This window comes from Allobosea sp. LC85 (genome assembly GCF_000735605.1).
In the GTDB taxonomy this organism is placed as follows: Bacteria; Pseudomonadota; Alphaproteobacteria; order Rhizobiales; family Beijerinckiaceae; genus Allobosea.
Genome location: NZ_JPKG01000038.1, coordinates 1 through 25360, shown reverse-complemented (window position 1 = coordinate 25360; position 25360 = coordinate 1). Strand labels below are relative to the sequence as shown.

Below are 25360 nucleotides of genomic sequence, written 5' to 3'. Positions count from 1 at the left end.
CGCCCGATCTCGCCGGATTTCCAGCGCCGATAGGTCCGCAGCGGCAGATCAACCAGCGTCGCTGGCTTGCTCGTCGGCTACGCCCCAAGCGCGAAAAGGATTGAGCGCGGCGCGGAACATGGCGCCGGTCTCGTCATCGCTGATTGGGGCGGCCGCGCAGTGTCGCTCTATTTTTCGGCCGCCCTATTTTTCGGACGTCGCCGCCGGCTTGATCTCGTGCCTCAGGATCAGCGGCGTCTGAGCCAGCGCAAAGGCCATGGTCAGCGGCATCACGCCCCAGACCTTGAAGGCGACCCAGAAATCCTGTGTCTGCGTGCGCCACACGATCTCGTTCAACGCCGCAAGGACAAAGAAGAACAGGCCCCAGCGGAAGGTGAGCTTGCGCCAGCCCTCCTCGTCGAGCTGCAGGACGGTTTCGAGCACCAGCGCCAGCAGCGAGCGCCCGAAAAGCAGTCCGCCAAGCAGCAAGCAGCCGAACAGCGTGTTCACGATGGTCGGCTTCACCTTGATGAAGAAGGCATCGTCGAGTGCCAGCGTCAGCCCGCCAAAGACAGTCACCACCACCGCGTTGACGATCGCCATGCGCGGCAGATGGTGGAGCAACACGCGCGACAGGACGAGCGAGACAAGCGACGCCACGATGAAGATGCCGGTCGCGACAAAGATGCGCCGGTCTTCGGCGACGCCGAACAGGCGATCGCCATAGGAATTGGCGAAAAAGAAGATAGCCAGCGGCCCGAACTCGAGGCCGAGCTTGAGCAGCGGGTTAACGCCCTTTTCCTTCGTCGTCCCGGCCAGACTCTCGCTCACGCGGCTTCTCCCAATCCAGCGACCGCTCGTGCAAAATCACGGGCGGAAAATGGTTCCAGATCCTCGACACTCTCGCCGACACCGATGAAATGCACCGGCAGGCCAAACTGGGCCGCGAGCGCCACCAGGATGCCCCCTCGCGCCGTGCCGTCGAGCTTCGTCATCACCAGCCCGGTCACGCCAGCCGTCTCGCGAAAGGCCTCGACCTGCGAGATGGCATTCTGGCCCACCGTCGCGTCGAGCACCAGCAAGGCTGCATGCGGCGCTTCCGCGTCGAGCTTGCGGATCACCCGCACCACCTTGGCGAGCTCATCCATCAACCCGGCCTTGTTCTGCAGCCGGCCGGCCGTATCGACGAGAAGAATATCGACCCCGCTGGCCCTGGCCTTCTGCAGCGCCTCAAAGGCCAGTCCCGACGCGTCCGCACCCTGCTGGCCAAAGACGACCTCTGCACCGGTGCGCTCGCCCCAGACCTTGAGCTGCTCGATCGCAGCCGCGCGGAACGTATCGCCGGCCGCGAGCATCACCGACTTGCCCTCGGCCCGGAATTTCGCAGCCAGCTTGCCGATCGTCGTCGTCTTGCCGGAGCCATTGACCCCGACCATCAGGATCACGAACGGCTTTTTCGTGACGTCGATCGCCAGCGGGTGCGCCACCGGCGTCAGGATGCTTTCGACCTCGCGCGCCAGGATGGCTTTCACCTCCTCTGGCTCGATCTGCTTGTCATAGCGTCCCTCGCCGACCGCCTTGGCGACGCGCGCCGCGGTGGCGAGTCCGAGATCGGCCTGGATCAGGATGTCTTCAAGATCCTCCAGCGTGGCCGCATTGAGCTTGCGCTTGGTGAAGAGCTCGGTGATGCCGGTGGTCAGCGCCGAGGAGGTGCGAGAGAGCCCTTCCGTCAGCCTGCGCCACCAGCTGCGCTTCGGCTGCGGCACCGGAGTCGACTCCGCGGGTTGTCCCGATGCCACAGGCGGGACTGGCGCAGGCTCGGGCTCGGGCGCCGGTTCGGCTTCCACCTCCGGCATCGCGATTGGCAGAGGCGCGGCCTCGCCAATGAGCAGATCGGGCGCGATGGGGGCGTCCGCTTCAGCGTCAGGAGCCGGCTCGGCCGCGGCATCCGGCAAATCCGGGGAGGGTTCGGCCGCGCTCTCCGGAGCAGGCTTGGACTGTTCCTGCTCCAGCCCGAACAGCCTCGAAAAGAAGCCGCGCTTTTTCGGTTCGCTCTCGCTCATCACTCGTCCCGTCATCCTGCAGGCCGGGCGCCCGAGTTGCGCCACACCGCTGGTTTGGATAGCGCAATGCCATGAGCAGACCGGATCAACCAGCAATTTCGCGCGAGACCCCAGAGCCGGCCTTGCCGGTGCCCCTGCTTTATCGCGACGCGATGATGCTGGTGATCGACAAGCCGGCTGGCCTGCCCTCGCATCGCGGCCCGCAGGCAAGGCGGCGCATCATCCCCGTACTGACCGATTATCTCGACGCTTTGCGCTTTGGCCTGCCACGACGGCCGGAAGCCGCCCACCGGCTCGACAAGGATACCTCCGGCTGCCTCATCCTCGGCCGCCATCCACGCGCGATGGCCGAGCTCAACCAGTTGTTCCGCGACGGCCGCATCGACAAGACCTATTGGGCTATCGTCGAGGGTGCCCCGCCAGACGACGAAGGCCTGATCGACCTGCCCCTCGCCAGGCGCTCTCCCGAACGCGGCTGGTGGATGAAGGTCGACCCGGAAGGGTTGCCTTCACAAACCCGTTATCGGGTACGGGGTCGCGTGGACGGCTTGACCTGGCTCGAACTCGTGCCGCTCACCGGCCGCACGCATCAATTGCGGGTGCATTGCGCAGCCTCGGGCTGGCCCATGCTGGGGGACGAAGTCTACGGCTCGGCGCCGCGCGACGGCGGACCAGGGCTCCAGCTCCATGCCCGAGGCATCAGCGTTCCGCTCTATCGCAAGCGCGAGCCGGTCAGAATCGAGGCGTCCCCGCCTTCACACATGCTGGAGGCGCTCGGGCGCTGCGGCTGGAGCAAATCTTTCGAGAATCCTAACGCTGCTGCCGAGCAGGGCGAGCCGTCATCAACCCTTCGCTAATTTGAGCTTGCTATCGCTACGGAACAGCAACCGGAGCGTGTATGAATGCCGGAGACAGCGACCTTGAGCAGCAGAGCCGGGCCCGGCGGGCTCATGACGCTCGAAATAGCGCGCCAATCCGTGCGTGAGGCCGGCGCGGACGCGCCGCTGGCGACACTGCTCTCCTGGGTCCAAGATTATCTGATGAGAGGTCATGCCGATCTCGGCCGGCCCGGCGCCGTCTGCCCCTTCACACGGCAGGCCGCCCGGCTCGATACCGTCCGCCTCGGCATTTCCGATGAGCACGCCCTGGATGAGGACGCAGCCTTCGCCCTGGTTCGCAACGGCTTCGGTGCGCTCGATGCCATCCCCAGCAGGGCTGGCATGCAGCATCTCCGCACGGTGATCATCGGTTTCCCGGATTGTGACAATTCCGACGGCATCGCCATGCTCAAGCGCGTCCAAAACCGTCACAAATTCTACTCGCTGCGGCGCAACCGCATGATCGGGCTGATGCATGCGACTTCGGAGGCGCCAGGCCTCTGGAATTCCGGCTTCCGGCCGCTTCGCGCGCCTCTGCCTGTCATCGCCATCCGCCACATGGTCGAGCATGACGCGCCCTTCGCAGCCAGACACCCGCTGCTGCTCCTGCCCTATCTCGCCCGCTTCCCGGTCACAGGGTCGAGGCGGCTGATCGCCCATCTGCGCGCCGGAGCCGAATGATGAGCAAGCGGCGGGAAGGCTCGGAGATCGGCGGAGCCGTGACGACGGAAGTCATCACCGAACGCGATGGCTTTCTCGCGCTCCAGCCGGAATGGGACGCGTTGTTTAGCCGCGCGGCCCTGCCGCATCAGGTCTTCCAGAGCCACGTCTTCCTGAAGCACTGGGCCGCCCATTATCTCGAGGGGCATGGCCGGCTCAGCATCGTCATCGCACGCCGCCAGGGTGTCCTTGCGATGATCTGGCCACTCGTCCGGCAGCGCCGCTGCAGCCTCGAGACGCTCCGCTTCATGGGCATCCCCGTGGCGCAATTCGGTGACATCCTCGTCGAGCCCGGCCCCGACCGCGATACTCTGTTGCGAGCAGGATGGCGCGCCATGGGCGCGCTGGGCGCTGATCTGTTCGAGGCGCGCAAACTGCGTGCAGACTCCGTTCTCGCCGCCTCCGGCCTGCTCGGTGAAGCCATGCCGATCGAGCGGCTCAACGCCCCCTTTGCCGATCTGGTCTGGCGGGTCGGCGCAAACGGCCCGAGCAGCGCCTACCCCGCCCGTGAACGCTCGAATTACCGCAGGCGCCTGCGCCGGCTCGAGGAGCGTGGCACGATCAGTTTCGAGGCGCCGCCGCCCGGTCCCGCTGCCGCAGCCCTCGCCAGCGACGCCGTGACCTTCAAGCAAGCCTCGCTGCTGCGCCACGGCACCATCGCGCCGACGATCGACGATCCACGCTTCGCGGCCTTCTTTCGGGATTTTGCAGGAGATGCGGACGGGGAAAGCTCACTGCGCGTCTCCGCGATATGCTGCGATGGCGCTCCGATCGGTGTCGACCTCTCGCTTGACTGCAAGGGCCACAGCTTCGGCCATGTCCTCGCAGCCCACCCCGATTTCGAGCGTGGCGGCGTCGGCAGCATCCTGATTCATCACAGTTTCGCCAGCGCAAGGGCGCGGGGCAATGCTGTGTTCGACCTGCTGGCCCCTTCGGATGCCTACAAGCTCGAACACGCCGACGGGCAGACCGGCGTCAGAGACCTTCTGCTGCCGCTCTCCCTCAAGGGGCGGCTCGCCTGCAGCGTCGGCTTCCAACGCTTGCGGCCCGTTCTGAAGAGCGCAGCCAAGCGACTTCCACCCGGTATTGCACGCCGTGTCGCGGTCTGGGGCAGGGCAGGCTGATCAGCCAGCCATGGCGTCCATGGCGCGAGCGAGCTTGACGTCGAGTTCCGTCAGGCCGCCGGCATCATGCGTCGCCAGCGTCACCTCGACCGTCTTGTAGACATTCGACCATTCCGGATGATGGTCCATCCTTTCGGCCAGCAGCGCCACGCGGCTCATCCAGCCGAACGCCTCGTTGAAATCATGGAAGATGAAGCGCTTGGCGATGGCCTCACGGCCCTCGACCAGTTTCCAGCCGACCAGCGTCATGAGCGCTTCGTTGCGAGCTTCGGCACTCAGTCGCTTGCGCATGATCATCTCCGCTGGAAATCGCTTCGCGGGAGCCGGTTGGGGTAGGATGGGCCAAGCGGATAGGCGGCTTCAAGCACATAAGGTCCGCCGCCAATCGAGTCCCGCGATGACATCAGGGCGAAGCGCCGGGCCGTGAAGGCGATCGGCCTGACGATGGGATGCATCGCCAGATAATGCGCAACCTCGACAGGCGAGGTATCGCGCAGTCGGGCAAGCGTGACATGCGGCACGAATTTGCGCCCCTCCGCCGGTAATCCGAGGCGGCGCATCAGCCGCTCGATATCGGCTTGGAGCTCGCTGAGCTGGCGACTCGGCTGCACCCGCGCAAACACGGCGCGCGGCTTGTCACCGCCGAAACTGCCCAATGCGTCGAGGGTCACCTCAAAGGGCTGCGTCTGCAGATCGGCAAGAAAGCTGTCGACGTCATGTGCCATGCGGCGATCGACATCGCCGAGGAAGCGCAAGGTAACGTGATAGTCGGCCGGCTCGATCCAGCGCGCTCCAACGAGTCCGCCCCGATGCAGCGTCAGCGTCGAGGCGACCTCGGCGGGTATCTCCAGAGCTGTGAACAGCCTCGGCATGGCGAATCAGTGCCAAGTTTTTGTGACTCTGGCGAGACGAAATGCGCTGGGCCGCAGGAAAACCTCTGCAAACCTTACGCCCTCGCCCCGCCATGAGCCGCACATGCTTCAGGGGCAGGGGTTTCCGACCAATTGGTGAATCGCGTCGATCTTTGCTTCGACCTCGGGCAAAAGTGCGACATCGATCGAACCGATGTCGGTCCGCAATTGTTCCATCGTCGTGGCGCCAATGATGTTGGCCGTCACGAAGGGGCGCGAATTGACGAAGGCCAGCGCCATTTGCGCCGGATCGAGACCAGCCTCGCGGGCAACCGCGATATAGCGCTTCACCGCACCCTCCGCGCCAGCGGCTTCGTAGCGCTGGCCACGATTGAACAGCGTCGAGCGCGCGCCGGCCGGTCTGGCACCGTCGAGATATTTGCCGGTGAGGTAGCCCTGGGCCAGCGGCGAATAGGCCAGAAGGCCGACCTGCTCGCGCATCGCGATCTCGGCCAGCCCCGTCTCGAAGGTGCGATTGAGCAGGTTGTAGGCATTCTGGATCGATTGGACCCGGGGTCCTCCGCGCGCTTCGGAATCGCGCACGAAGCTCATCGTGCCCCAGGCGCTCTCGTTGGAGAGCCCGAGATGACGGATCTTGCCGGCCTTCATGATCTCGCCGAAGGCGTCGAGTTGTTCAGCGATCGACGTCTCGCCATCGGGCGTTTCGAAGGCGGCCTTGTTGAAGCGCGTGGGATTCGAGCCCCAGGGCATCGAACGCTCGGGGAAATGCAGCTGGTAGAGGTCGATATAGTCGGTCTGCAGCCGCATCAGGCTCTTGTCGACGGCCTCGAAGATCTGCTGGCGGTTGATGCGGGTCGGTCCGCGATCGTCCCGGAACCAGTCATTGGCCGAGCGGCCGACGATCTTGGAGGCCAGGATGACCTTGTCGCGGTTCCTCCGGGCCTTGAACCAGCTGCCGATGATCCGCTCCGTCGAGCCCTGCGTCTCCGGCTGCGGCGGAATCGAGTACATTTCGGCCGTATCGAAGAAGTTCACGCCCTGCGCGAGAGCGTAGTCCATCTGCTCATGGCCCTCGGCTTCGGTGTTCTGCTGGCCCCAGGTCATGGTTCCAAGGCAGATGACCGAGACCTTCAGGTCGGTGCGCCCGAGACGGCGATATTGCATGGTCAGACAACTCCGAAAGATTGCGCACAGCCGCGCTCATGGGGTGGGAAGCGATTTTCAGGCCGGCCGGCATGAGGCGAACGCCACCCTGCTCCGTGGCGACGACGCATCGGTCCGGAGCGGAAGCGGTCAGGATCTTGAGCGGATTGTCTCCAGGAAACGCTCGACCGTCGGAAGAATGCGTTCGACGATGACGCGCACGCCTTCGGCGGTCGGATGCAGCAGATCCGGCTGGTTCAGTGCGCGATCGCCCGCGATGCCTTCGAGGAAGAACGGATAGAACACCAGCGCGTGTTTCTCGGCGAGTGCCCTGAACAGCCCGTCAAAACGGCCCGCATACTCCGCGCCGAGATTGCGCGGCGCATACATCCCGGCCAGAAGCACGGAGATACCGCGCGCTTTCAGCCGCGTGATGATGTCTTCAAGCGCCTTCTCCGTCACCGCCGGATCGAAACCGCGCAGCGCGTCATTGGCACCGAGCTCGACGATGACGCCATCGGTCCCATCGGGTACCGACCAGTCGAGCCGCTCGAGGCCGCCCTGGGCGACATCGCCCGAGACTCCGGCATTGGCGATTTCGACGGCGTGTCCCTTCTGGCGCAAGGCTTGCTCCAGCACCGCCGGGAATGCCGCGCTCGCTGGCAGGCCGTAGCCGGCGCTGAGGCTGTCGCCCAGCACGACAAGCTTGAGCGAGCGCGGTGTCTCGGCTTGTGCCATGGCTGAAACCGGAAGGAGCACCAGGAGCGCCAGCCAAAAGGCCGCAGCGCAAAAAGCGCGGGCAAATGATTGGACAAGCGCGCAACCGCGCCCATATCGGGCGGCGGGGCGCGACGCGCTGAAGCCCGATCCGCATCGCGATGCGATGCGGAGGGACGGCGTCGATGGCATTGAGGACAGGATCATGTGGCGATGAGTGATAAGTCAGCCCCGGCGATCGAATTGCGGGATGTCCATCTTAGTCTGGGGCGTGCAGCCGCCCGCGTCCATATCCTGAAGGGCGTTTCCTTGTCACTGGCTGCCGGCGAGGCAACCGGCCTGGTCGGCCCCTCTGGATCAGGCAAATCCACCCTGTTGATGACGATGGCCGGGCTCGAGCGGCCCGATTCCGGGCTGGTGAAGGTGGCGGGCCAGGATCTTGGTCAGCTCGGGGAAGACGGCCTTGCGGTTTTCCGTGGGCGCCAGATCGGCATCGTCTTCCAGTCTTTCCATCTCGTTCCGACCATGACGGCGCGCGAGAATGTCGCGCTACCGCTCGAGCTCGCAGGCGCGGACGATGCGTTCGCCCGGGCGGAGGCCGAGCTGCGCAATGTCGGACTCGGCGATCGCATGGGCCATTATCCGGCCCAGCTCTCCGGCGGCGAGCAGCAGCGCGTCGCGATAGCCCGCGCCGTCGCGCCCGATCCGGCAATTCTCGTCGCCGACGAACCGACCGGCAATCTCGACGAGAGCACGGGCCGCTCCATCGTCGATCTGATCTTCGCGCTGCGCCGCGAGCGCGGCGCGACCCTCGTGCTGGTCACGCATGACCTCGCGCTCGCCGCCGCCTGCGACCGGACGGTGCGCCTGCGCGCCGGGCGGATCGAGGCCGATGCCGATCTCGCCGTCGCCTGAGCCCTTGCCATGCACGCTCCGGTCAAGCCCACCGCCGCCACACCACGCCCTTCATTTGGCCCGGCACTCGCCCTGCGGCTCGCCTGGCGCGACCTGCGCGGCGGCTTGCGCGGATTCGGCGTCTTCATCGCCTGCCTCGCACTCGGCGTCATGGCCATCGCAGCCGTCGGCTCGGCCTCGCGCGGCCTGACGGAAGGACTGCATCGCGAAGGCCGACGCATTCTCGGCGGTGATGTCGCCTTCAGCCTGATCCATCGCGAGGCCACTGCGGCCGAGCGGAACTTTTTGGACGGACGTGGCGCCCTCTCGACCATCGCCACGATGCGCGGGATGGCCAATGCCGGCGACAAGGGCTCGGCCCTGATCGAACTCAAGGCGGTGGATGCGACCTATCCGAGCATTGGCGAGGTCGTCAGCGAGCCGGCTGCCCCGCTTTCCGATCTGCTGTCCCAGCACAATGGCAGCTTTGGCGCCATTGCCGATCCCGTGCTGCTTGGTCGCCTCGACCTGAAGATCGGCGACACGATCTCGGTCGGCAGCGCACATGTGCAATTGCGCGCCAGCCTCGTCTCCGAGCCGGACAAGATCGCGTCGGGCGTCGGCTTCGGTCCTCGTCTTCTGGTTTCCCAGGACGCATTGCGCGCCACCGGACTGCTCCAGCCGGGCAGTCTCGTGCGCTGGACCTATCGCGTCTCGCTGCCCCCCAGCGCGTCCGATGATCCGGCCCTCGAGCGCCTCATTGCCGATGCCGGCCGCCAAAATCCCGACGCTGGCTGGGAAATCCGCTCGCGCGCCAATGCCGCACCGAGCTTTCAGCGCAACCTCGAGCGTTTCACCCAGTTCCTGACCCTGGTCGGCCTGACCGCCCTGCTGGTTGGCGGTGTCGGCGTCGCCAATGCGGTGCGGCGCTTCGTCGAGGCCAAGAAGCTTGATTTCGCGACCCTGAAGGCGATCGGCGCAACCGGCGGACATGTCGTCGCGATCCATCTGACCGAGGTCATGCTCGTCGCCGCGCTTGGCATCGCGATCGGTCTCCTGCTGGGCGCCGCCGCCCCCTTCGCGCTCGGCTATGCGCTTGGCGACCTGCTGCCCCTGCCCTTCGAGCCGACACTGGCGCCGGGAGAACTGGTGGTCGCAGCGCTCTACGGCCTGCTGACCGCGCTGGTCTTTGCGATCCTGCCGCTCGGTCGGGCGCATGACGTGCCGGTCTCGGCCCTGTTCCGCGACCAGATCGAGCCGGATCTGCGCCGGCCCAGGCTGGTCTATCTCGGCGTTTTCCTCGCGGCCCTTCTCGGTCTCGTCGGCGTCGCGGTCGCCTTCGCCTATGATCGCCGCATCGCACTGATCTATATCGCCGTTGCCGCTGGCATCTTCCTGCTGCTGCGCCTCGTCGCCTGGAGCCTGATGGCTTTGGCCCGGCGCAGCCCGCGGCCGCGCAGCCCGGCCCTCCGGATGGCGCTCGCCAATGCCCATCGCCCCGGCGCCCTGACCCCGTCGCTCGTGCTTTCGCTGGGTCTCGGTGTCGCGTTGCTCTCGGCGCTTGCCTTCATCGATGTCAGTCTGACCCGGCAATTGACGCAGTCGCTGCCCGACAAGGCGCCGAGCTTCTTTTTCCTCGATATCCCGAACGGCCAGAGCGCACGCTTTGACAGCTTCATCGCCGAAACGAGGCCAGGCGCCACGCTCGAGCGCGTCCCGATGATGCGCGGCCGCATCACCAGTCTCAACGGCGTGCGCGCCGAACAGATCAAGGCCTCCGAGCAGGCGGCCTGGGTCCTGGATGGCGACCGCGGCATCACCTATGCGGAAGCCATGCCCGAGGGCTCGACCATCACCGCCGGGGAATGGTGGCAGGCAGGCTATCGCGGCGAACCGCTCGTCTCCTTCGATGCGCCGATCGCCGCCGGGCTTGGGCTCAAGGTCGGCGATAGCGTCACCGTGAATGTGCTCGGCCGCAACATCACGGCGCGCATCGCCAATCTGCGCACCATCGAATGGCGCTCCCTCGGCATCAATTTCGTCATGGTGTTCTCGCCCAACACCTTTGCCGGCGCGCCGCACACCAATCTCGCGACCGTGACCTCCGGGACCGACGCGACGGCAAGCGCCGATGCGCAGCTTCTGCGTCGGCTGGCGGTCGAATTCCCGTCGGTCACCGCCGTGCGGGTGAAGGACGCGCTCGAAGCGGTCAACACCATCGTCAGCCAGCTCGCGACCGCGATTCGCGGTGCCTCGGGCCTGGCGATCGCTGCCAGTCTGCTGGTCCTGGCCGGCGCTCTCGCGGCCGGGCAGCATGCGCGGCTATACGACGCGATGATCCTGAAGACGCTGGGCGCGACACGTCGCTTCATACTTTCGTCGTACGCCATCGAATATGCCGGAATAGGTTTTGTCTCCGCCCTGTTCGGCGTTGTCACCGGCGCATTGGCGGGCTGGGGCGTGGTCACCCAAGTGATGAAGATAGAATTCGTCAGCGATCCGACCGGTGCAATCCTCGCTGCGACTGCCGCGATCGTGGTTACCGTCCTGTTCGGTTTATTCGGAACCCTAAAAATACTATCGAAAGCACCGGCTTCTCATCTGCGGAATTTATGAGAACTGTCACTCTTGCCTCGAAGATAGACATGGAGCGCTCGCCGCATTGCATCATTCTGGCCTCCGTGATCTATTCAGGCGGCGCTCTTAACCATGGCGGCCTCTTGTAAGGTCGCTCGATCCCCCTCATATTCCGCGTTGTCGCCACGATTTTCGGCGATGGTGGAAATCGCGGAGGCGATGTCCGCCCCGGAATTCTACCTGTGAGGGAAATCGCTCTATGAGCAACTTCGACCGCAATGCTCCAGTCTGGGGTGCCGGCCGCGCACAGCAGACCAGCGCCGTCGAGATGGATCAGGGCCTGCGCTCGTTCATGCTCGGCGTCTACAACAACATGTCGATCGGTCTGGCCATCACCGGCCTTGCCGCCATCGGCATCAGCATGCTGGCGATCGCCGGCGTCTCGCCGACCGGCAAGGTCACGGCGCTGACCACATTCGGCCAGGCAATCTATCTCAGCCCGCTCAAGTGGGTTGTGATGCTGGCCCCGCTCGCCTTCATCTTCTTCTTCTCGTTCAAGGCCGAGAGCATGAGCTCCTCGACCGCACGCGCCATGTTCTTCGCCTTTGCGGCGGTGATGGGCGTGTCGATGTCGTCGATCTTCGTCGTCTTCACCGGCGAGTCGATCACCAAGGTCTTCTTCATCACGGCCGCCGCGTTCGGTGCGCTCAGCCTTGCCGGCTACACCACGAAGAAGTCGCTTTCGGGCATGGGCTCTTTCCTGATCATGGGCCTGATCGGTCTGGTGATCGCCTCGGTGGTCAACATCTTCCTGGCTTCGAGCGCGCTCTCCTTCGCCATCTCGGCGATCGGCGTGCTGGTCTTCGCCGGCCTGACCGCCTGGGATACCCAGCGCCTGAAGGAGATGTATCTCTACTCGGACATGGATCCGGAATCGGCCGCGAAGCTCTCGGTGAACGGCGCGCTGTCGCTCTACCTGAACTTCATCAACATGTTCCAGATGCTGCTCTCGCTGTTCGGCACGCGCAACGAGTAAGCACGACCTCGGCCCCTGCGGGTCGCGCGAGCCCCGGCTGCAAGGCCGGGGCTTTTCTTTTGCGCTCGTTGCAGTCCATCATGACCGGATGGAGCCCATCACGATCCGGGATGGTCGCATCGACGACATCCCCGTCATCACCACGATCTATGCCGATGCTGTCCGGAATGGCACCGCCTCCTGGGAGCTTGAACCGCCCTCGACCGGTGAAATGCAGCGGCGCTTCGAGGCGCTGATTGCCGATGGCTACCCCTATCTCGTCGCGACCAGAGGCGAGGACCTGCTCGGCTATGCCTATGCCGGCGCCTATCGCCCCCGCCCGGCCTATCGCAGCACGGTGGAGGATTCGATCTATCTCTCGCGGCAGGCGCAGGGTTTTGGCATCGGCCGCGCGCTGCTGAGTGCGCTGATCGCGGCATGCGAAGCCAGGGGCTTCCGGCAAATGGTCGCGGTCATTGGCGATGGGAACGGTGCCTCGCTCGCCTCGCGCCGCCTGCATGAACAGGCCGGCTTCGCGCTCATCGGGATCGCCAAGGCCGTCGGCTACAAGCACGGCCGCTGGCTCGACCAGCTGCTGATGCAGAAGGAACTCGGCGACGGCAGCCGAACCGCGCCGCCCCTCAACTCACCACGCTGAGCTTCTTGTCGACGACCCGCAGGACACGGCTGAGATCGGAGCCGCGCTTCAGGATCAGCCCTGTCGCCGCGACGATGGAGTAAGCGCCCTGGCGCTTGGCGAGCGCGGGGTCCTTGACGATTCGGTAGAGCGGGACCTCGGAGGTCCGGCGATAAACCGAGAACTGGGCCTTGTCCTTCAGGAAATCGATGGCGTAGTCGCGCCACTCGCCGGCGGCGACCATCCGGCCGTAGAGATTCAGAAGCTCCGAGAGTTCCCGGCGATCAAATGTGACGGCTGCCGGCTTGGCGGAACCGGGGAAGGCAACCACCGCCCCGGCCCCATGCGATTGCGGAGTTTCGCTTTCGCTCATAGCGCCTCCCGATCGGCGGTCAGGCAGAGCCCGATCGCACTTCCCGTTGGGCAGGATGATGCGCCCCGGATGCTGCGCTGGCAAGACATCGAGGGAGGCCGAAAAAGAATCACGCCTTCGTCAGCCGCGCCGCATTTTCGCCGCGAACGCGCCAAGCGATGGCCAAGTTGCCGGGCTCAACTCCCCTCGTTGCCTCGACGGCCCGGCCTCATGGAGTTCCGGATACGTCAGCCCCCCAGCCCCCCGGGCTCGGTGAGGTCGGGCCTATCGGTTCGAGGCTACCTAACGGCTGGCGGTTTCCGCTGGCCGTTTTCTTTTGGTGAGAATGCAGGCCTTTCAGCGGTTTTGCCGGTGGTATTCGGCATTCGGCCGCATATCGACAGCCGACGCCATCCGGTTCGACATGTTGAAGAACGAAGCGACTGCACCGACATCCCAGATGTCACGTTCGCCGAATCCCACTGCCCGCAACGCCTCGCGATCGCTTTCCTCGACGAGATGCGGCGTCTCGCTCAGCTTCGCAGCGAAATCGAGCATCGAACGATGGCGGGGAGAGAGTTCGGCGGCGCGATAGTTCATCGCCATCAGCTCGCCGAGCACAGGATCCCCCGAGAGCTGACGCACTGCGGCGCCATGCGCCGTCAGGCAGTAATAGCAACGGTTCACGCTCGACACGGCAACTGCGATCATCTCGCGCTCGAGCTTGGAGAGACCGGAAGGGCCGAGCATCAGGTCGTTGTAGAACGCGGCGAAGGCTGTGAGCTTGGCGTCATCATGGGCGTAGGCCAGCAACACATACGGCACGAAACCGAGCTTCTCCTGGCACTTGGCGAAATAGGCCTGATTCTCGGCCGACAGTTCGACCGGCGGCAATGCAAGCGCCATCACCTTTGGCGGCTCATCCTGCCGAGACGGAAGCTCTCCCACCTTCGATTTGTCATGCTGATTCGACATGGTCCGTTTCCTGTTGTGTCGGCGGGGTTGAACTTTCGACAGGATCTGCCGCGATGTTCGCACGAGCGACCTTGTTCGTGCGCATGTTGCGACGAAAGTTGAAAGGCGCCGCAGCCTATGTCATCGCTGCGACAAAATAACAGAGGGCTCTGGGGATGGTTAAGCGCGTGACGAATGCAACGATCGAGGCGCTGGCCGCGGTCGAGGCCGCAGCCTCCCAGAGCGCAACCGGCATGCCGGCGGAGTTTCCGAAGCTGCTCTACGGCCGCGTCGTTGCCGAAGATATCGTCGCACTCCCGCCGGATCTGCTCGCCCGCGCCGCCGACGCCGCGTATAAGTATTTGACCGCGAAGCGCCGACCCGGCACGCCGAATCTGCGTTTCCGGGACGAAGCCTTCAGCCAGCATGGCCGCGAACGCCAGATCACGATTCTCGAGGTCGTGAACGATAACAAGGCTTTCCTGCTCGATTCGACGCTGGCAGAGCTGACCGAGCAGGGCTACGAGCCCCGCCTCGTCGCCCACCCCATCCTGGCGGTCGTGCGCGACGCCGACGGCGCGTTCCACTCGCTTGCGGGCGAAGCAACCGGGCGTGCCCCGGAAGGCGCGCGCCGCGAAAGCCTGATCCATATCCATCTCGACCGCATCGACACGCCCGAGGCACGCGAGCGCCTGAAGACCGGTCTCGAGCGGGTCTATGTCGATGTCGGCCTGGCGGTCGACGATTGGGCTGCCATGCGGAGCCGAATCACCGAGGTGATCCAGGCCTATCGCTCCAATCCGCCGCCGCTTGCCGAGGACGAGGTCGCAGAGGCACTGCAGTTCCTCGAATGGATCGCTGGCGACAATTTCACGCTTCTCGGCATTCGAGCCTACCGCTTCCCGGGAGGTGATGCGGCTGCCGACCCGATCGACAGCTCGGGTCTCGGCATCCTGCGCGATCCTTCCGTGCGCATGCTGCGCAAAAATCGCGAAATGGTGGTGATGACACCAGAGATTCGCGCCTTCCTCGCCAAGCCGCAGGCGCTGATCATCACCAAGGCCAACGTCAAGAGCCGCGTGCATCGCCGCGTCCATCTCGACTATATCGGCGTCAAGCTGTTCACCCCCGATGGCCATCTCGATGGCGAGATGCGTATCGTCGGCCTGCTGACCTCCAACGCCTATACCGGCAGCGCCCGCGCCATTCCCTATCTGCGGCTCAAGGTGGCGCGCGTCGCCAAGAACACGGGCTTCGACGCGGCGAGCTATTCCGGCCGCGCCCTGCTCAACGTGCTGGATGCCTTTCCACGCGACGAGCTTTTCCAGATCGACAGCGAGACCCTCGAACGCTTCGCGCTCGACATCCTGCAGCTGACCGAGCGCCCGCGCATCCGAGCGCTGGCCCGTGTCGACGAGTTCGACCGCTTCGTCTCGATCCTCGTCTTCATTCCCAAGGATCGCTACGACACGCAGGTCCGCCGCCGCGTTGGCGAATTCCTGGCGCGGATCTATGAGGGGCGCCTGTCGGCCGCTTACCCGGCCTATCCGGAAGGACCGCTGTCCCGCACCCACTACATCATCGGCCGCGACGAAGGCCGCACACCGAGGGTCGATCGCGCCACGCTGGAGGCCGGCATTGCTGCGATCGTGCGAACCTGGGCAGACGGCCTCAAGGATGTCCTCGACGAGCAGAAGGCGGGCCCGGCAGCCCGGTCGTTGACCGAGCGTTATGCCGAAGCCTTTGGCGCCGCCTATCGCGAGCGCTTCTCGGCAACCGATGCGCTCGAAGACATCGACATGCTGCAGAAGCTCACGCCGGAGCGGGCACGCGCGGTCAATCTCTATCGCCGCGAGGGCGATACCGCGACCCGGGCCAATCTCAAAGTCTTCTCGAGCGGTTCGCCGATCTCCCTCTCCGCCCGCGTGCCGGTGCTCGAGAATATGGGCTTCCGCGTCGTCAACGAGCGGACCTTCAACCTGACGCCGCAGCAAGCCGCCAATGGGGTTGAAGCGCCAGAAGCCGCCCGCGTCTGGCTGCACGACATGACCCTGGAGCGTGCCGGCGGTGGCGAGATCGATGTCGCCCGTCTCGATCCGACGATCGAAGCCGCGCTGATGGCCCAGTTCCGCGGACTGGCCGAATCGGACCGTTTCGACCAGCTCGTCCTCGCCGCCGGAATCGCCTGGCGCGAGGCGGCGCTGCTGCGCGCGCTCGGGCGCTATCTCAGGCAGGTCGGCGCACCCTACGCCCAGGACTACATCGCCGATGCGCTGACCCGCCACCCCGGCATCGCCTCGAAGCTGATCGCTTATTTCGTCGCCAAGTTCGATCCGCATTTCGATGCGAACAAGCGCGAGAAGACGATGCAGGCCGAGCGTGCAGGCATCGAAGCCGCGCTCAACGATGTCACCAGCCTGGACGAGGACCGCATTCTGCGGCGCCTGGTCAACCTGATCGAAGCGGCGCTGCGCACCAATTTCTTCCAGATCGGACCGGACGGCTATCCGCGCAGCACGATCTCGCTGAAGTTCGAATGCGCCAGGCTCGACGACCTGCCGCTGCCGCATCCGCTCTACGAGATCTTCGTCTATTCGCCCCGCGTCGAGGGCGTGCATCTGCGCTTCGGCAAGGTCGCGCGCGGCGGCCTGCGCTGGTCCGACCGGCCGCAGGACTTCCGCACCGAGGTGCTGGGCCTGGTCAAGGCTCAGCAGGTCAAGAACGCCGTGATCGTGCCGGTCGGCGCCAAGGGCGGCTTCTTCCCCAAGCAGCTGCCGCCGGCGAGCGATCGTCAGGCCTGGATCGCCGAGGGCACCGAGAGCTACCGCATCTTCGTCCGCACCCTGCTGGAACTCACGGACAATCTCGACGGCGAGACGGTCATTCCGCCAGCGGATACCGTGCGCCATGATGGCGATGATCCCTATCTCGTCGTCGCCGCCGACAAGGGCACCGCGACCTTCTCCGATATCGCGAATGCGCTTTCGATCGAGAAGGGGCATTGGCTCGGCGATGCCTTCGCCTCTGGCGGCAGCCAGGGCTACGACCACAAGAAGATGGGCATCACCGCGCGCGGCGCCTGGGAAGCCGTGAAGCGGCATTTCCGCGAAATCGACATCGACATCCAGTCGACACCCTTCTCGGTGGCGGGTGTCGGCGACATGTCCGGCGACGTCTTCGGCAACGGCATGCTGCTCTCGCCGGCGATCAAGCTCGTCGCCGCCTTCGATCACCGCGATATCTTCCTCGATCCCGAGCCCGATCTGGCAGCCTCGCTCGCCGAGCGCCAACGTCTGTTCGCGCTGCCCCGCTCCTCGTGGCAGGACTACGACAAGTCGCTGATCTCCAAGGGGGGCGGCGTCTTCTCGCGACAGGCCAAGAGCATTCCGCTCTCCCCGGTGCTGCGCGCGCTGCTTGATCTCGACAAGGCAGAGGTCACGCCGCCGGAACTGATCACCGCAATCCTGAAGGCGCGGGTCGACCTGCTCTGGTTCGGCGGCATCGGCACCTATATCCGCGCCACCGACGAGACCGATGCCCAGGTCGGTGACCGCGCCAATGATGCGATCCGGATTGCCGGCACCGATCTGCGTGCCCGTGTCGTCGGCGAGGGCGCCAATCTGGGCTGCACCCAGCGCGGCCGCATCGAGGCCGCCCGCAACGGTGTCAGGATCAACACCGATGCCATCGACAACTCCGCCGGCGTCAACACCTCCGACGTCGAGGTCAATATCAAGATTGCGCTCGCAGGCCCTGTCCGCGACGGGCGCCTGCCTGAGAAGAAGCGCAACGCCCTGCTCGTCGACATGACCGACGAGGTCGGCCTCCTCGTCCTGCGCAACAACTACCTGCAGACCCTGGCGCTCTCCCTGACCGAGGCTCAGGGCGCGACGGCAACACCCGCGCTGCGTCGCCTGATGCTGACCCTGGAAGCCCAGGGACGTCTCGATCGCTCAGTCGAGTTCCTGCCGACCGATATGGTGCTGGCTGAGCGCGAGAAGCGCGGCGAGGGCCTGACCCGGCCGGAGCTTGCCGTGCTGCTGGCCTATGCCAAGCTCGCCCTACACGATGCCTTGCTCGAATCGGCCATTCCCGACGATCTCTATCTCAACCATGAGCTCGCCCGTTATTTCCCGAAGGCGCTGCGCGACAAATACGGCGCCGAGATCGCCAGCCACAAGCTGCGCCGCGAGATCGTCGCAACCCAGCTCGCCAATGCCATCATCAATCGTGGCGGCCCGGCCATCGTCTCCACCCTGGCCGGCCAGACACGCGCCGAAGCACCGGCGATCGCCGCTGCCTACGCCATTGCGCGTGACTCCTTCGACCTGATTGCCTTGAACGGGGCAATCGATGCGCTCGACGCCAAGATCCCGGGCAAGACCCAGATCGGCCTCTATGCCGCGGCCCAGGAACTTGTCACCGACCGGATGAGCTGGTTCCTGCGTCGGGGTGCAGCCAAGCCGGGTTCAATCGAACAAACGGTTGCGCATTACGCGAGGGGCGTCTCGGCGCTCGCCGGCGAACTCGACAGCCTGCTGCCCGAGGCGGCCGCCCAGGCGAGAACGGCACGCATTGCCGTTCTCGTCTCGGAATCAGTGCCCGAAACCCTCGCGGCGCGGATTGCCAGCCTGCCCGCGCTTGCCCAGGCGACCGACATCGTCGACATCGCCGACCGGACCAAACGATCAATTCCCGAGGTCGCGCGGGTTCATTTCGGTGCCGATTCGGTCTTCGGCCTGTCCAGCCTGGCGGCTGCGGCAGCAGCCGTGCCGGCGACCGACGATTATGAGCGCCTGGCCCGCGACCGCGCCATCGAAACGCTGGTCGATGCTCACGCCGGGCTGACGCAGGAGATTGCTTCGGGCGCAACCGGCGCCGACACTCTCGACGGCTGGCTGGCCGAGCGTGGCGCGGAAGCCGATCGAACCCGCGCGACGGTTTCGGCAATTACCATGTCGGGCCTCTCACTGCCGAAATTGATGGTTGCAGCCGGCATGCTCGCCGATCTGCCGAGAAAACACTGAGAAGAGATCATGACCGAGACCGAACGCGACACGCCCGCCACCCGGATCGACCCGAAACTGCTCGAGATCCTGGTTTGCCCGGTGACCAAGAGCACGCTCGAATACGACGCGGCCAAGCAGGAGCTGATCAGCCGCTCTGCCAAGCTCGCCTATCCGATCCGCGATGGCATTCCGATCATGCTGCCGGAAGAGGCGCGGCAGATCGAGGGATAGATCCCGCTCTCGGGACATGCCTCGACGCCTTCAGCGTCATGGTGGGGCTTGTCCCGACCATGACCTTCTTAGATCGCCGTGCGTCCGTTCGGACGCACGGCGATCTATCTCTTTGTTTGAGCATCGGATTTGTCCGAAAACCGGATTCCACTTTTCGGTCCGATGCTCTAAAGCGCCTCGCCTCTCAGCAGGCGTGGCGGCTCCCCCGCCAGTCCCGCCGCCTCACGGATGAAGAAGCGTTTGAGCCCCGGCATCCGATCGACCAGCCCGAGCCCGAAATCACGTGCCAGCCGGAATGGCGTCACGTCATTCGAAAACAGCCGATTGAGCCCGTCGGTCACCGCGCCCATCGCGACCGTATCGAAACGCCGCGCGCTTTCATAAGCTTCGAGAACGTCGGCGCTGCCCGGATCGAGTCCGAGCCGTGCCGCATCGACGATAGCCTCGGCCAGGGCCGCGACATCCTTCAGCCCGAGATTGAGCCCCTGGCCGGCGATCGGATGTATGAGGTGAGCGGCGTCGCCTAGCAGCGCCAGCCTGTCGCCAACGAAACGACGCGCCACGCCAAAGCCGAGCGGCATCGCCGCGACCTTGCTCTCCAACGCAAGCTCACCAAGCTCCAATCCGAACCGCCGCTCGATCTCCTCGAGCATATCGGCCTCATCGAGCGAGAGCAGCGCCGCGACATTCTCCTCGCGCTCCGTCCAGACGATCGAAGAACGGTGGCCAAGCTTGCCGCCGTCACTGAGCGGCAGGATCGCGAAGGGCCCGGACGGCAGGAAATGCTCGACCGCCCGCCCGCCATGCGGCCGCTCATGGCTCAACGTCGCAACGAGCCCGGACTGGTGGTAGGACCAGCCGACCCAGCCGATGCCGGCGCGTTCGCGCAGCCGCGAACGCGCGCCATCCGCGGCCACGAGCAGCAAGGCCGCGATGCGCTCTCCGCCCGCATAAGTGATCTCGACGGTTTCGCCCTGCGCATCGAAGCCGCGAACGCCTTCCGGCCGCATCTCGACATTCGCTTCACGGCAGGCGGTCAAGAGCGCCGTCAGCAGCGCCATGTTCTCAACCATATGGGCGAAGGATTGTCCGGGTTCGACCTCGCCGTCGAAGGTCAGGAAGACCGGGCGCACCACGTCTGGATTGCGGCTATCGGTCACCACCATTTCGGTCATTGCCGCAGAGCTGCCGGCAACGGCCTCCCAGACCCCCAGCACCTCCAGCATGTTGCGCGCAGCCGCCGCCACGGCATAGGCGCGGTTGTCCTGGCGCGGCGGCGCCGCGAGTGCCGGGTCCGCCAGGACGATCGCATAAGCCTCGCCGAGCGCACGCTTCAGCGCCAGCGCCAGCGAAAGCCCGGCGATGCCACCACCCGCGATCACGATCCGCCTGTCGGAATGGCCGGTCTGCTGCCCCATCGTCCTGCTCCTGCGCCTCATGCCGACCACGCCTGGACCAGCGCTTGACGACGCCCGGTGCGTCGGTGCTGATACGGCGGAACCGTCTTCGGCTCAGCCAGCCCGCCCGTCAATCCGCCCGCCAGTCGAGCCTGAAGAACCATGTCCCAGATCAGCGACTCCCTGATGTCGATCCTCGACCTCGAGCGGCTCGAGCGCAATCTGTTCCGCGGCCGCAGCCCCAAGATCGGCTGGCAGCGGGTCTTCGGGGGGCAGGTCATCGGGCAGGCTCTCTACGCTGCCTGCCAGACTGTGGAAGGCCGCCAGCCGCACTCGCTGCACGCCTATTTCCTGCTGCCGGGCGACCCCGAAACCCCGATCATCTACGAGGTTGAAAGGCTGCGCGACGGCCGCTCGTTCACGACACGACGCGTGCTGGCGATCCAGCATGGCGAAGCGATCTTCTCGATGTCGGCCTCGTTCCAGGCTGAAGAGCCCGGCTATGAGCATCAGATGCCGATGCCGGACGTGCCGATGCCGGAGGACCTGCCGAACCGGGAGGAGATGCAGCGCAGCGTGCTGCCGCATATGCCCGAAGCCGTGCGCGCCTATTACCAGCGCGAGCGCCCAATCGAGATTCGTCCCGTCGAGCTGCAGCGCTACGCCACAGGCGAGAAGATGGAGCCGAAGTTCAATGTCTGGATCCGTTCGATGCAGCCTTTGCCCGATGATCCGGCGGTCCATCAGAGCGTGCTCGCCTATGCATCGGATCTGATGCTGCTCGATTCGAGTCTCATCGCGCATGGCAAGACGGTGTTCGACAAGCAGATCCAGGGCGCGAGCCTCGATCATGCGCTCTGGTTTCACCGCCCCTTCCGCGCCGATGACTGGCTGCTCTATGCCCAGGACAGTCCCTCGACCTCGGGGGCGCGCGGTTTCTCCCGCGGCCTCGTCTTCGATCGCCATGGCAAGCTCGTCGCGTCCGTGGCGCAGGAAGGCCTGATCCGGCCGCGCCCGGACCGCGAATGAGCGCTTTCTAAGCAGAAGCACAGAAACCAAGCATTTGCCTGTTTATTGGGCAATCACCCCGCGCTGAGAGGCGTGCGGGGGCGTTTTTCCTTGCGCCGTTTCTTCAGGGCCGCCCTCCGGCAGTTGGCACGCGCCTTGAATTGACCGCCCGTGACGTGTGTCGGGCTCCCGGCGCGCGCAGAGCGCAACGCGATCGCCGGGGCTGACATCCGGGCGGCGGAAACGGGGAAACCCAAGCATGAAAATCGTGATGGCTGTCATCAAGCCGTTCAAGCTGGAGGAGGTGCGCGATGGGCTCACCGCCATCGGCGTGCATGGCCTGACCGTGACCGAGGTGAAGGGCTATGGCCGGCAGAAGGGCCATACCGAGATTTATCGCGGTGCCGAATATGCCGTGAGCTTCCTGCCGAAGATCAAGATCGAGGTCGCCGTCTCGGACGAGCTCGTCGGCAAGGTGATCGAGGCGATCACCGCCGCGGCCCGTACCGGCCAGATCGGCGACGGCAAGATCTTCGTTTCGTCGATCGAGAAGGCCGTTCGCATCCGCACCGGCGAGACCGACGGCGACGCGCTCTGATTCTCTCGATTCTTCAGTCCAGGAGTTTCCAACGATGAATTTCAAGACCCCATTGCGGGCCGGGCTGGTCGGAGCGGCGCTGGCCGCGACCACGGCAGTCGCGCTGGCCCAAACAGCCGCGGCCCCTGCCGCGCCGGTGCCGAACAAGGGCGATACCGCCTTCATGATGAGCTCGACCGTGCTCGTGCTGCTGATGACGATTCCCGGCCTTGCACTGTTCTATGGCGGCCTCGTGCGCAGCAAGAACATGCTCTCGGTGCTGACCCAGGTCTTCGCCATCGTCTGCATGGTCAGCCTGCTCTGGGTGATCTACGGCTATTCCCTCGCCTTCACCAATGGCGGCGGCCTGAACGATTTCGTCGGCGGTTTCTCGAAGGCCTTCCTGCGCGGTGTCGACGGCAACTCGGTCGCAGCGACCTTCTCGAACGGCGTCGTCATCCCCGAATACGTCTACATCTGCTTTCAGATGACCTTCGCCTGCATCACGCCGGCCCTGATCGTTGGCGCCTTCGCCGAACGCATCAAGTTCTCGGCGCTGATGCTGTTCACCGCCCTCTGGGTCACCTTCATCTATTTCCCGATGGCTCACATGGTCTGGTACTGGGGCGGTCCCGATGCCGTCGGCAATGCTGCCAAGGCTGTCGCCGAGGCGGGCCCCGATGCCAAGGCAGCCGCGACCGCAGCGCTCGACGCCGTCAACGCCGATGCCGGCATGCTCTTCAAATGGGGTGCGCTCGACTTCGCCGGCGGCACCGTCGTGCACATTAACGCGGGCATCGCCGGCCTCGTCGGCTGCATGCTGCTCGGCAAGCGCGTCGGCTACGGCAAGGAATTGATGGCCCCGCACTCGCTGACCATGACGCTGATCGGCGCGGCCCTGCTCTGGGTCGGCTGGTTCGGGTTCAATGCCGGCTCGAATCTCGAGGCCAACGGCACCGCCGCGCTCGCCATGATCAACACCTTCGTCGCCACGGCGGCAGCGGCGCTCGGCTGGCTCTTCGTCGAGTGGGCGGCCAAGGGCAAGCCCTCGCTGCTCGGCATGGTCTCGGGCGCGGTTGCCGGCCTTGTTGCCATCACGCCGGCCGCTGGCTTCGCAGGCCCGATGGGCTCGATCGTGCTCGGTCTTGTCGCGGGTGCCGTCTGCTTCGTCTTCTGCTCCACCGTCAAGAATGCGCTTGGCTATGACGATTCGCTCGACGTGTTCGGTATCCACTGCGTTGGCGGCATCATCGGCGCGCTGGCGACCGGCATCCTGGTCAATCAGGCGCTCGGCGGCGGCGGCATCCCGGACTATGTCACCAAGCCGGGCGAACTCGTCACCGCGGCCTATGAATTCGGGCCGGCTTTCCTGGCCCAGGCCAAGGCCGTTCTGTTCACGCTCGTCTTCAGCGGCGTCGGCTCGCTGATCCTCTACAAGATCGTCGACGTCGTCGTCGGCCTGCGCGTCACCTCGGATCAGGAGCGCGAAGGTCTCGACATCGCCGAGCACGGCGAGCGCGCCTACAGCATGTGAGAGCCTCCAGCCGCTTCACGTGAAACAGGCCCCGGCGGTCTCCCGCCGGGGCCTTTCTCATGATAACTTCCCCCGAAGTAACAGACTGATCGGTCCACCGGAGAGGCGCTCCCCTTCAAGGTTAAGCGGGTCTTAACCTGACCTTCATACCCTGATCGCTGGAGGCCGGAATGATGCGGCCTGTAGTCCTGTGGAAGGCGGCCCGGCCGGCATGCGAACAATCCGACGCTCCTCATCCCTGATCGATCGCCTGCCCGATCCCGCGCGGGAATTCCTGTCGCGACGGACGTCGGAGATGGTCGGGCTCGGGCTGCTGGCGCTGACAGCGGCCGTGGCACTCGCGCTGGCGACTTGGGCAGCGGAAGATCCCAGCCTGAACAACGCCACCGGCGGCGCCGTCAACAACCTGCTCGGCCGCCCGGGCGCGATGATCGCCGACCTGACCATGCAGATGATCGGGCTCGGCGTCATCGCCATGCTCTTCCCGCCGCTGATCTGGGCGCTGCGCCTGATGCGCTTTCACCTATTCGATCGCGGCGCGCTCAAGCTCGGTCTCTGGGTTGTCGGTATCGTCGCGACGGCGGCGGTCGCGAGCGCTCTTCCGGCGACACCGCGTTGGCCCTTGCCCACGGGGATGGGCGGCGTCATCGGCGACGGCCTGCTGTTTGGTACGCGCAATCTCGTCGGCATCGCGGGCAGTGCGCTCGGCGGCCTCGTCGCTTTCCTCTATGCCGGAATCGCGATTCTCGCCGTGACCGCCGCGGCCGGCTTTGGTTTCGTCACCGACGAAGACCCGGTCAATGACAGCGACGACGAAGACGAGTCCTGGGCCGAGACCGAGGAGCGTCGCGACGACGAGCCTGGCTTCGCCGTCATCCTCGTCGGCTGGCTTGCACATGGCGCAATGGCGCTCAAGGGAGCGATCCTGCGTCGCCTGCCGCACCCACCGGAACCGGCCGTCAGCACTGGCTCAACCAGCAACCAACCCGTCAGCCGTGTGCGCCGCGAGCCGCAGTTCAACGAAGCAGCGGCGCGCGCCGCGCCACCCGTCTTCGCTCCCGAACCATTGCCTAATCCGCGTCCGGCCAGTCGCGTCGTCGACTTTCCCGATGGTGATTTCGACGATGATGATGGACCGCAGGACCTGCGCGATCTCAACGCGCCGCGCGTCACCGCTCGCCCCGCAGCTCCCAAGCCCGGCAAGCGCCTCTCGCGCGAGGCGCAGCCGTCCCTGCTCGATCGCGAGCATTTCGAGCTGCCCCCGCTGACCTACCTTGCCGAACCGAAGAAGCTTCCCTCGACAACGATCTCGACGGATGCGCTGGAGCAGAACGCGACCCTGCTCGAAGGGGTGCTCGAGGATTTTGGCGTGCGCGGTGAGATCAGCCAGGTCCGCCCTGGCCCGGTCGTGACGCTCTACGAGCTCGAGCCGGCGCCGGGGACCAAGTCGTCGCGGGTGATCTCGCTGGCCGACGACATCGCTCGCTCGATGAGCGCGATCTCGGCCCGCGTCGCCGTCGTCCAGGGCAAGAACGCCATCGGCATCGAACTGCCCAATGCCAAGCGTGAGACCGTCTTCCTGCGCGAGTTGCTCGCCAGCCAGGATTTCGAGTCGACCAAGCACAAGCTGGCGCTCTGCCTCGGCAAGACCATCGGCGGCGAGCCGGTGATCGCCGATC

The 25360-nt window shown here is 65.4% G+C and carries 22 protein-coding genes; 13 read left to right on the top strand and 9 right to left on the bottom strand.

Going from position 1 to position 25360, the window contains the following annotated elements:
- Positions 1 to 183: 183 nt before the first annotated feature.
- Positions 184 to 810, bottom strand: coding sequence for a septation protein A (locus FG93_RS18620; RefSeq protein ID WP_244448652.1), 627 nt, complete (start codon positions 808 to 810; stop codon positions 184 to 186).
- Positions 807 to 2042: a signal recognition particle-docking protein FtsY gene (gene ftsY / locus FG93_RS18615; RefSeq protein WP_043237009.1), complete on the bottom strand. Its 1236-nt coding sequence runs from the start codon at positions 2040 to 2042 to the stop codon at positions 807 to 809. The genes FG93_RS18620 and ftsY overlap by 4 nt, the downstream gene beginning before the upstream one ends.
- A 152-nt stretch (positions 2043 to 2194) precedes the next feature.
- Between ftsY and FG93_RS18610 the strand changes: the two genes are divergently transcribed.
- The 3 genes from FG93_RS18610 (at position 2195) to FG93_RS18600 (ending at position 4764) form a co-directional block, all read left to right on the top strand.
- A complete protein-coding gene (locus tag FG93_RS18610) occupies positions 2195 to 2899 on the top strand; it encodes an RluA family pseudouridine synthase (protein ID WP_152579508.1) in 705 nt (234 codons plus the stop codon).
- A 63-nt stretch (positions 2900 to 2962) separates the two neighbouring features.
- Positions 2963 to 3601 carry a DUF6875 domain-containing protein gene (locus FG93_RS18605; protein WP_152579507.1) on the top strand — a complete coding sequence of 213 codons (639 nt, stop codon included), beginning with the start codon at positions 2963 to 2965 and terminating at the stop codon, positions 3599 to 3601.
- Positions 3601 to 4764, top strand: a complete 1164-nt coding sequence (locus tag FG93_RS18600; RefSeq protein WP_043237008.1) for a GNAT family N-acetyltransferase — start codon at positions 3601 to 3603, stop codon at positions 4762 to 4764. The genes FG93_RS18605 and FG93_RS18600 overlap by 1 nt, the downstream gene beginning before the upstream one ends.
- Here FG93_RS18600 and FG93_RS18595 read toward each other — a convergent pair whose 3' ends face one another.
- From FG93_RS18595 to FG93_RS18580, 4 genes are all read right to left on the bottom strand, one after another.
- Positions 4765 to 5055, bottom strand: a complete 291-nt coding sequence (locus FG93_RS18595; protein ID WP_043237017.1) for a 4a-hydroxytetrahydrobiopterin dehydratase — start codon at positions 5053 to 5055, stop codon at positions 4765 to 4767.
- A 2-nt stretch (positions 5056 to 5057) separates the two neighbouring features.
- Positions 5058 to 5636, bottom strand: a complete 579-nt coding sequence (gene thpR, locus FG93_RS18590; protein WP_052513921.1) for an RNA 2',3'-cyclic phosphodiesterase — start codon at positions 5634 to 5636, stop codon at positions 5058 to 5060.
- A gap of 108 nt (positions 5637 to 5744) precedes the next feature.
- Positions 5745 to 6800, bottom strand: coding sequence for an aldo/keto reductase (locus tag FG93_RS18585; protein ID WP_043237006.1), 1056 nt, complete (start codon positions 6798 to 6800; stop codon positions 5745 to 5747).
- Positions 6801 to 6929: 129 nt separating this feature from the next.
- Positions 6930 to 7517, bottom strand: a complete 588-nt coding sequence (locus FG93_RS18580) for an arylesterase (RefSeq protein ID WP_244448651.1) — start codon at positions 7515 to 7517, stop codon at positions 6930 to 6932.
- Between the two features lie 192 nt (positions 7518 to 7709).
- On the opposite strand from FG93_RS18580, the gene FG93_RS18575 reads away from it, so the two are divergent.
- From FG93_RS18575 to FG93_RS18560, 4 genes are all read left to right on the top strand, one after another.
- Positions 7710 to 8411, top strand: coding sequence for an ABC transporter ATP-binding protein (locus FG93_RS18575; RefSeq protein WP_043237013.1), 702 nt, complete (start codon positions 7710 to 7712; stop codon positions 8409 to 8411).
- 9 nt (positions 8412 to 8420) lie between these two features.
- A complete protein-coding gene (locus tag FG93_RS18570) occupies positions 8421 to 11006 on the top strand; it encodes an ABC transporter permease (RefSeq protein ID WP_043237005.1) in 2586 nt (861 codons plus the stop codon).
- A gap of 220 nt (positions 11007 to 11226) precedes the next feature.
- Positions 11227 to 12003 carry a Bax inhibitor-1/YccA family protein gene (locus FG93_RS18565; RefSeq protein ID WP_043237003.1) on the top strand — a complete coding sequence of 259 codons (777 nt, stop codon included), beginning with the start codon at positions 11227 to 11229 and terminating at the stop codon, positions 12001 to 12003.
- 88 nt (positions 12004 to 12091) lie between these two features.
- Complete coding sequence (locus FG93_RS18560; protein ID WP_043237001.1) at positions 12092 to 12640, top strand: GNAT family N-acetyltransferase; 549 nt, start codon at positions 12092 to 12094, stop codon at positions 12638 to 12640.
- On the opposite strand, the gene FG93_RS18555 is transcribed toward FG93_RS18560, so the two are convergent.
- Positions 12624 to 12992 carry a DUF2794 domain-containing protein gene (locus FG93_RS18555; RefSeq protein ID WP_043236999.1) on the bottom strand — a complete coding sequence of 123 codons (369 nt, stop codon included), beginning with the start codon at positions 12990 to 12992 and terminating at the stop codon, positions 12624 to 12626. The genes FG93_RS18560 and FG93_RS18555 overlap by 17 nt on opposite strands.
- Before the next feature lie 336 nt (positions 12993 to 13328).
- A complete protein-coding gene (locus tag FG93_RS18550; RefSeq protein WP_043236998.1) occupies positions 13329 to 13946 on the bottom strand; it encodes a peroxidase-related enzyme in 618 nt (205 codons plus the stop codon).
- 167 nt (positions 13947 to 14113) lie between these two features.
- Here FG93_RS18550 and FG93_RS18545 point away from each other — a divergent pair, with 167 nt between their 5' ends.
- Together FG93_RS18545 and FG93_RS32500 are read left to right on the top strand one after the other, a co-directional pair.
- Positions 14114 to 18952, top strand: coding sequence for an NAD-glutamate dehydrogenase (locus tag FG93_RS18545; RefSeq protein ID WP_043237012.1), 4839 nt, complete (start codon positions 14114 to 14116; stop codon positions 18950 to 18952).
- A 9-nt stretch (positions 18953 to 18961) separates the two neighbouring features.
- The gene (locus FG93_RS32500) at positions 18962 to 19165 is read left to right on the top strand and encodes a Trm112 family protein (protein WP_043236997.1); all 204 of its coding nucleotides are present in this window, start codon (positions 18962 to 18964) and stop codon (positions 19163 to 19165) included.
- Between the two features lie 167 nt (positions 19166 to 19332).
- On the opposite strand, the gene FG93_RS18535 is transcribed toward FG93_RS32500, so the two are convergent.
- Complete coding sequence (locus tag FG93_RS18535; protein ID WP_043236995.1) at positions 19333 to 20583, bottom strand: ubiquinone biosynthesis hydroxylase; 1251 nt, start codon at positions 20581 to 20583, stop codon at positions 19333 to 19335.
- A gap of 141 nt (positions 20584 to 20724) precedes the next feature.
- On the opposite strand from FG93_RS18535, the gene tesB reads away from it, so the two are divergent.
- The 4 genes from tesB to FG93_RS18515 all read left to right on the top strand — a co-directional run.
- Positions 20725 to 21591 carry an acyl-CoA thioesterase II gene (tesB, locus tag FG93_RS18530; protein ID WP_043236993.1) on the top strand — a complete coding sequence of 289 codons (867 nt, stop codon included), beginning with the start codon at positions 20725 to 20727 and terminating at the stop codon, positions 21589 to 21591.
- 238 nt (positions 21592 to 21829) lie between these two features.
- Positions 21830 to 22168, top strand: coding sequence for a P-II family nitrogen regulator (locus FG93_RS18525; RefSeq protein ID WP_043236992.1), 339 nt, complete (start codon positions 21830 to 21832; stop codon positions 22166 to 22168).
- Between the two features lie 34 nt (positions 22169 to 22202).
- On the top strand, positions 22203 to 23681 hold the full coding sequence (locus tag FG93_RS18520) for an ammonium transporter (RefSeq protein WP_043236989.1): 1479 nt from the start codon (positions 22203 to 22205) through the stop codon (positions 23679 to 23681).
- Between the two features lie 211 nt (positions 23682 to 23892).
- The coding region (locus tag FG93_RS18515; protein ID WP_043237011.1) for a DNA translocase FtsK 4TM domain-containing protein at positions 23893 to 25360 on the top strand (1468 nt) is incomplete at its 3' end.

Coding starts and splice junctions, on each gene's coding strand:
- FG93_RS18570 (WP_043237005.1), top strand. CDS start 8,421: ATGCACGCTCCGGTCAAGCCCACCGCCGCCACACCACGCCCTTCATTT.
- FG93_RS18560 (WP_043237001.1), top strand. CDS start 12,092: ATGGAGCCCATCACGATCCGGGATGGTCGCATCGACGACATCCCCGTC.
- FG93_RS18610 (WP_152579508.1), top strand. CDS start 2,195: ATGATGCTGGTGATCGACAAGCCGGCTGGCCTGCCCTCGCATCGCGGC.
- FG93_RS18595 (WP_043237017.1), bottom strand. CDS start 5,055: ATGCGCAAGCGACTGAGTGCCGAAGCTCGCAACGAAGCGCTCATGACG.
- FG93_RS18575 (WP_043237013.1), top strand. CDS start 7,710: ATGAGTGATAAGTCAGCCCCGGCGATCGAATTGCGGGATGTCCATCTT.
- FG93_RS18550 (WP_043236998.1), bottom strand. CDS start 13,946: ATGTCGAATCAGCATGACAAATCGAAGGTGGGAGAGCTTCCGTCTCGG.
- FG93_RS18600 (WP_043237008.1), top strand. CDS start 3,601: ATGAGCAAGCGGCGGGAAGGCTCGGAGATCGGCGGAGCCGTGACGACG.
- FG93_RS18535 (WP_043236995.1), bottom strand. CDS start 20,583: ATGGGGCAGCAGACCGGCCATTCCGACAGGCGGATCGTGATCGCGGGT.
- FG93_RS18555 (WP_043236999.1), bottom strand. CDS start 12,992: ATGAGCGAAAGCGAAACTCCGCAATCGCATGGGGCCGGGGCGGTGGTT.
- tesB (WP_043236993.1), top strand. CDS start 20,725: ATGTCCCAGATCAGCGACTCCCTGATGTCGATCCTCGACCTCGAGCGG.
- FG93_RS18520 (WP_043236989.1), top strand. CDS start 22,203: ATGAATTTCAAGACCCCATTGCGGGCCGGGCTGGTCGGAGCGGCGCTG.
- FG93_RS32500 (WP_043236997.1), top strand. CDS start 18,962: ATGACCGAGACCGAACGCGACACGCCCGCCACCCGGATCGACCCGAAA.
- ftsY (WP_043237009.1), bottom strand. CDS start 2,042: ATGAGCGAGAGCGAACCGAAAAAGCGCGGCTTCTTTTCGAGGCTGTTC.
- thpR (WP_052513921.1), bottom strand. CDS start 5,636: ATGCCGAGGCTGTTCACAGCTCTGGAGATACCCGCCGAGGTCGCCTCG.
- FG93_RS18585 (WP_043237006.1), bottom strand. CDS start 6,800: ATGCAATATCGCCGTCTCGGGCGCACCGACCTGAAGGTCTCGGTCATC.
- FG93_RS18565 (WP_043237003.1), top strand. CDS start 11,227: ATGAGCAACTTCGACCGCAATGCTCCAGTCTGGGGTGCCGGCCGCGCA.
- FG93_RS18525 (WP_043236992.1), top strand. CDS start 21,830: ATGAAAATCGTGATGGCTGTCATCAAGCCGTTCAAGCTGGAGGAGGTG.
- FG93_RS18580 (WP_244448651.1), bottom strand. CDS start 7,517: ATGGCACAAGCCGAGACACCGCGCTCGCTCAAGCTTGTCGTGCTGGGC.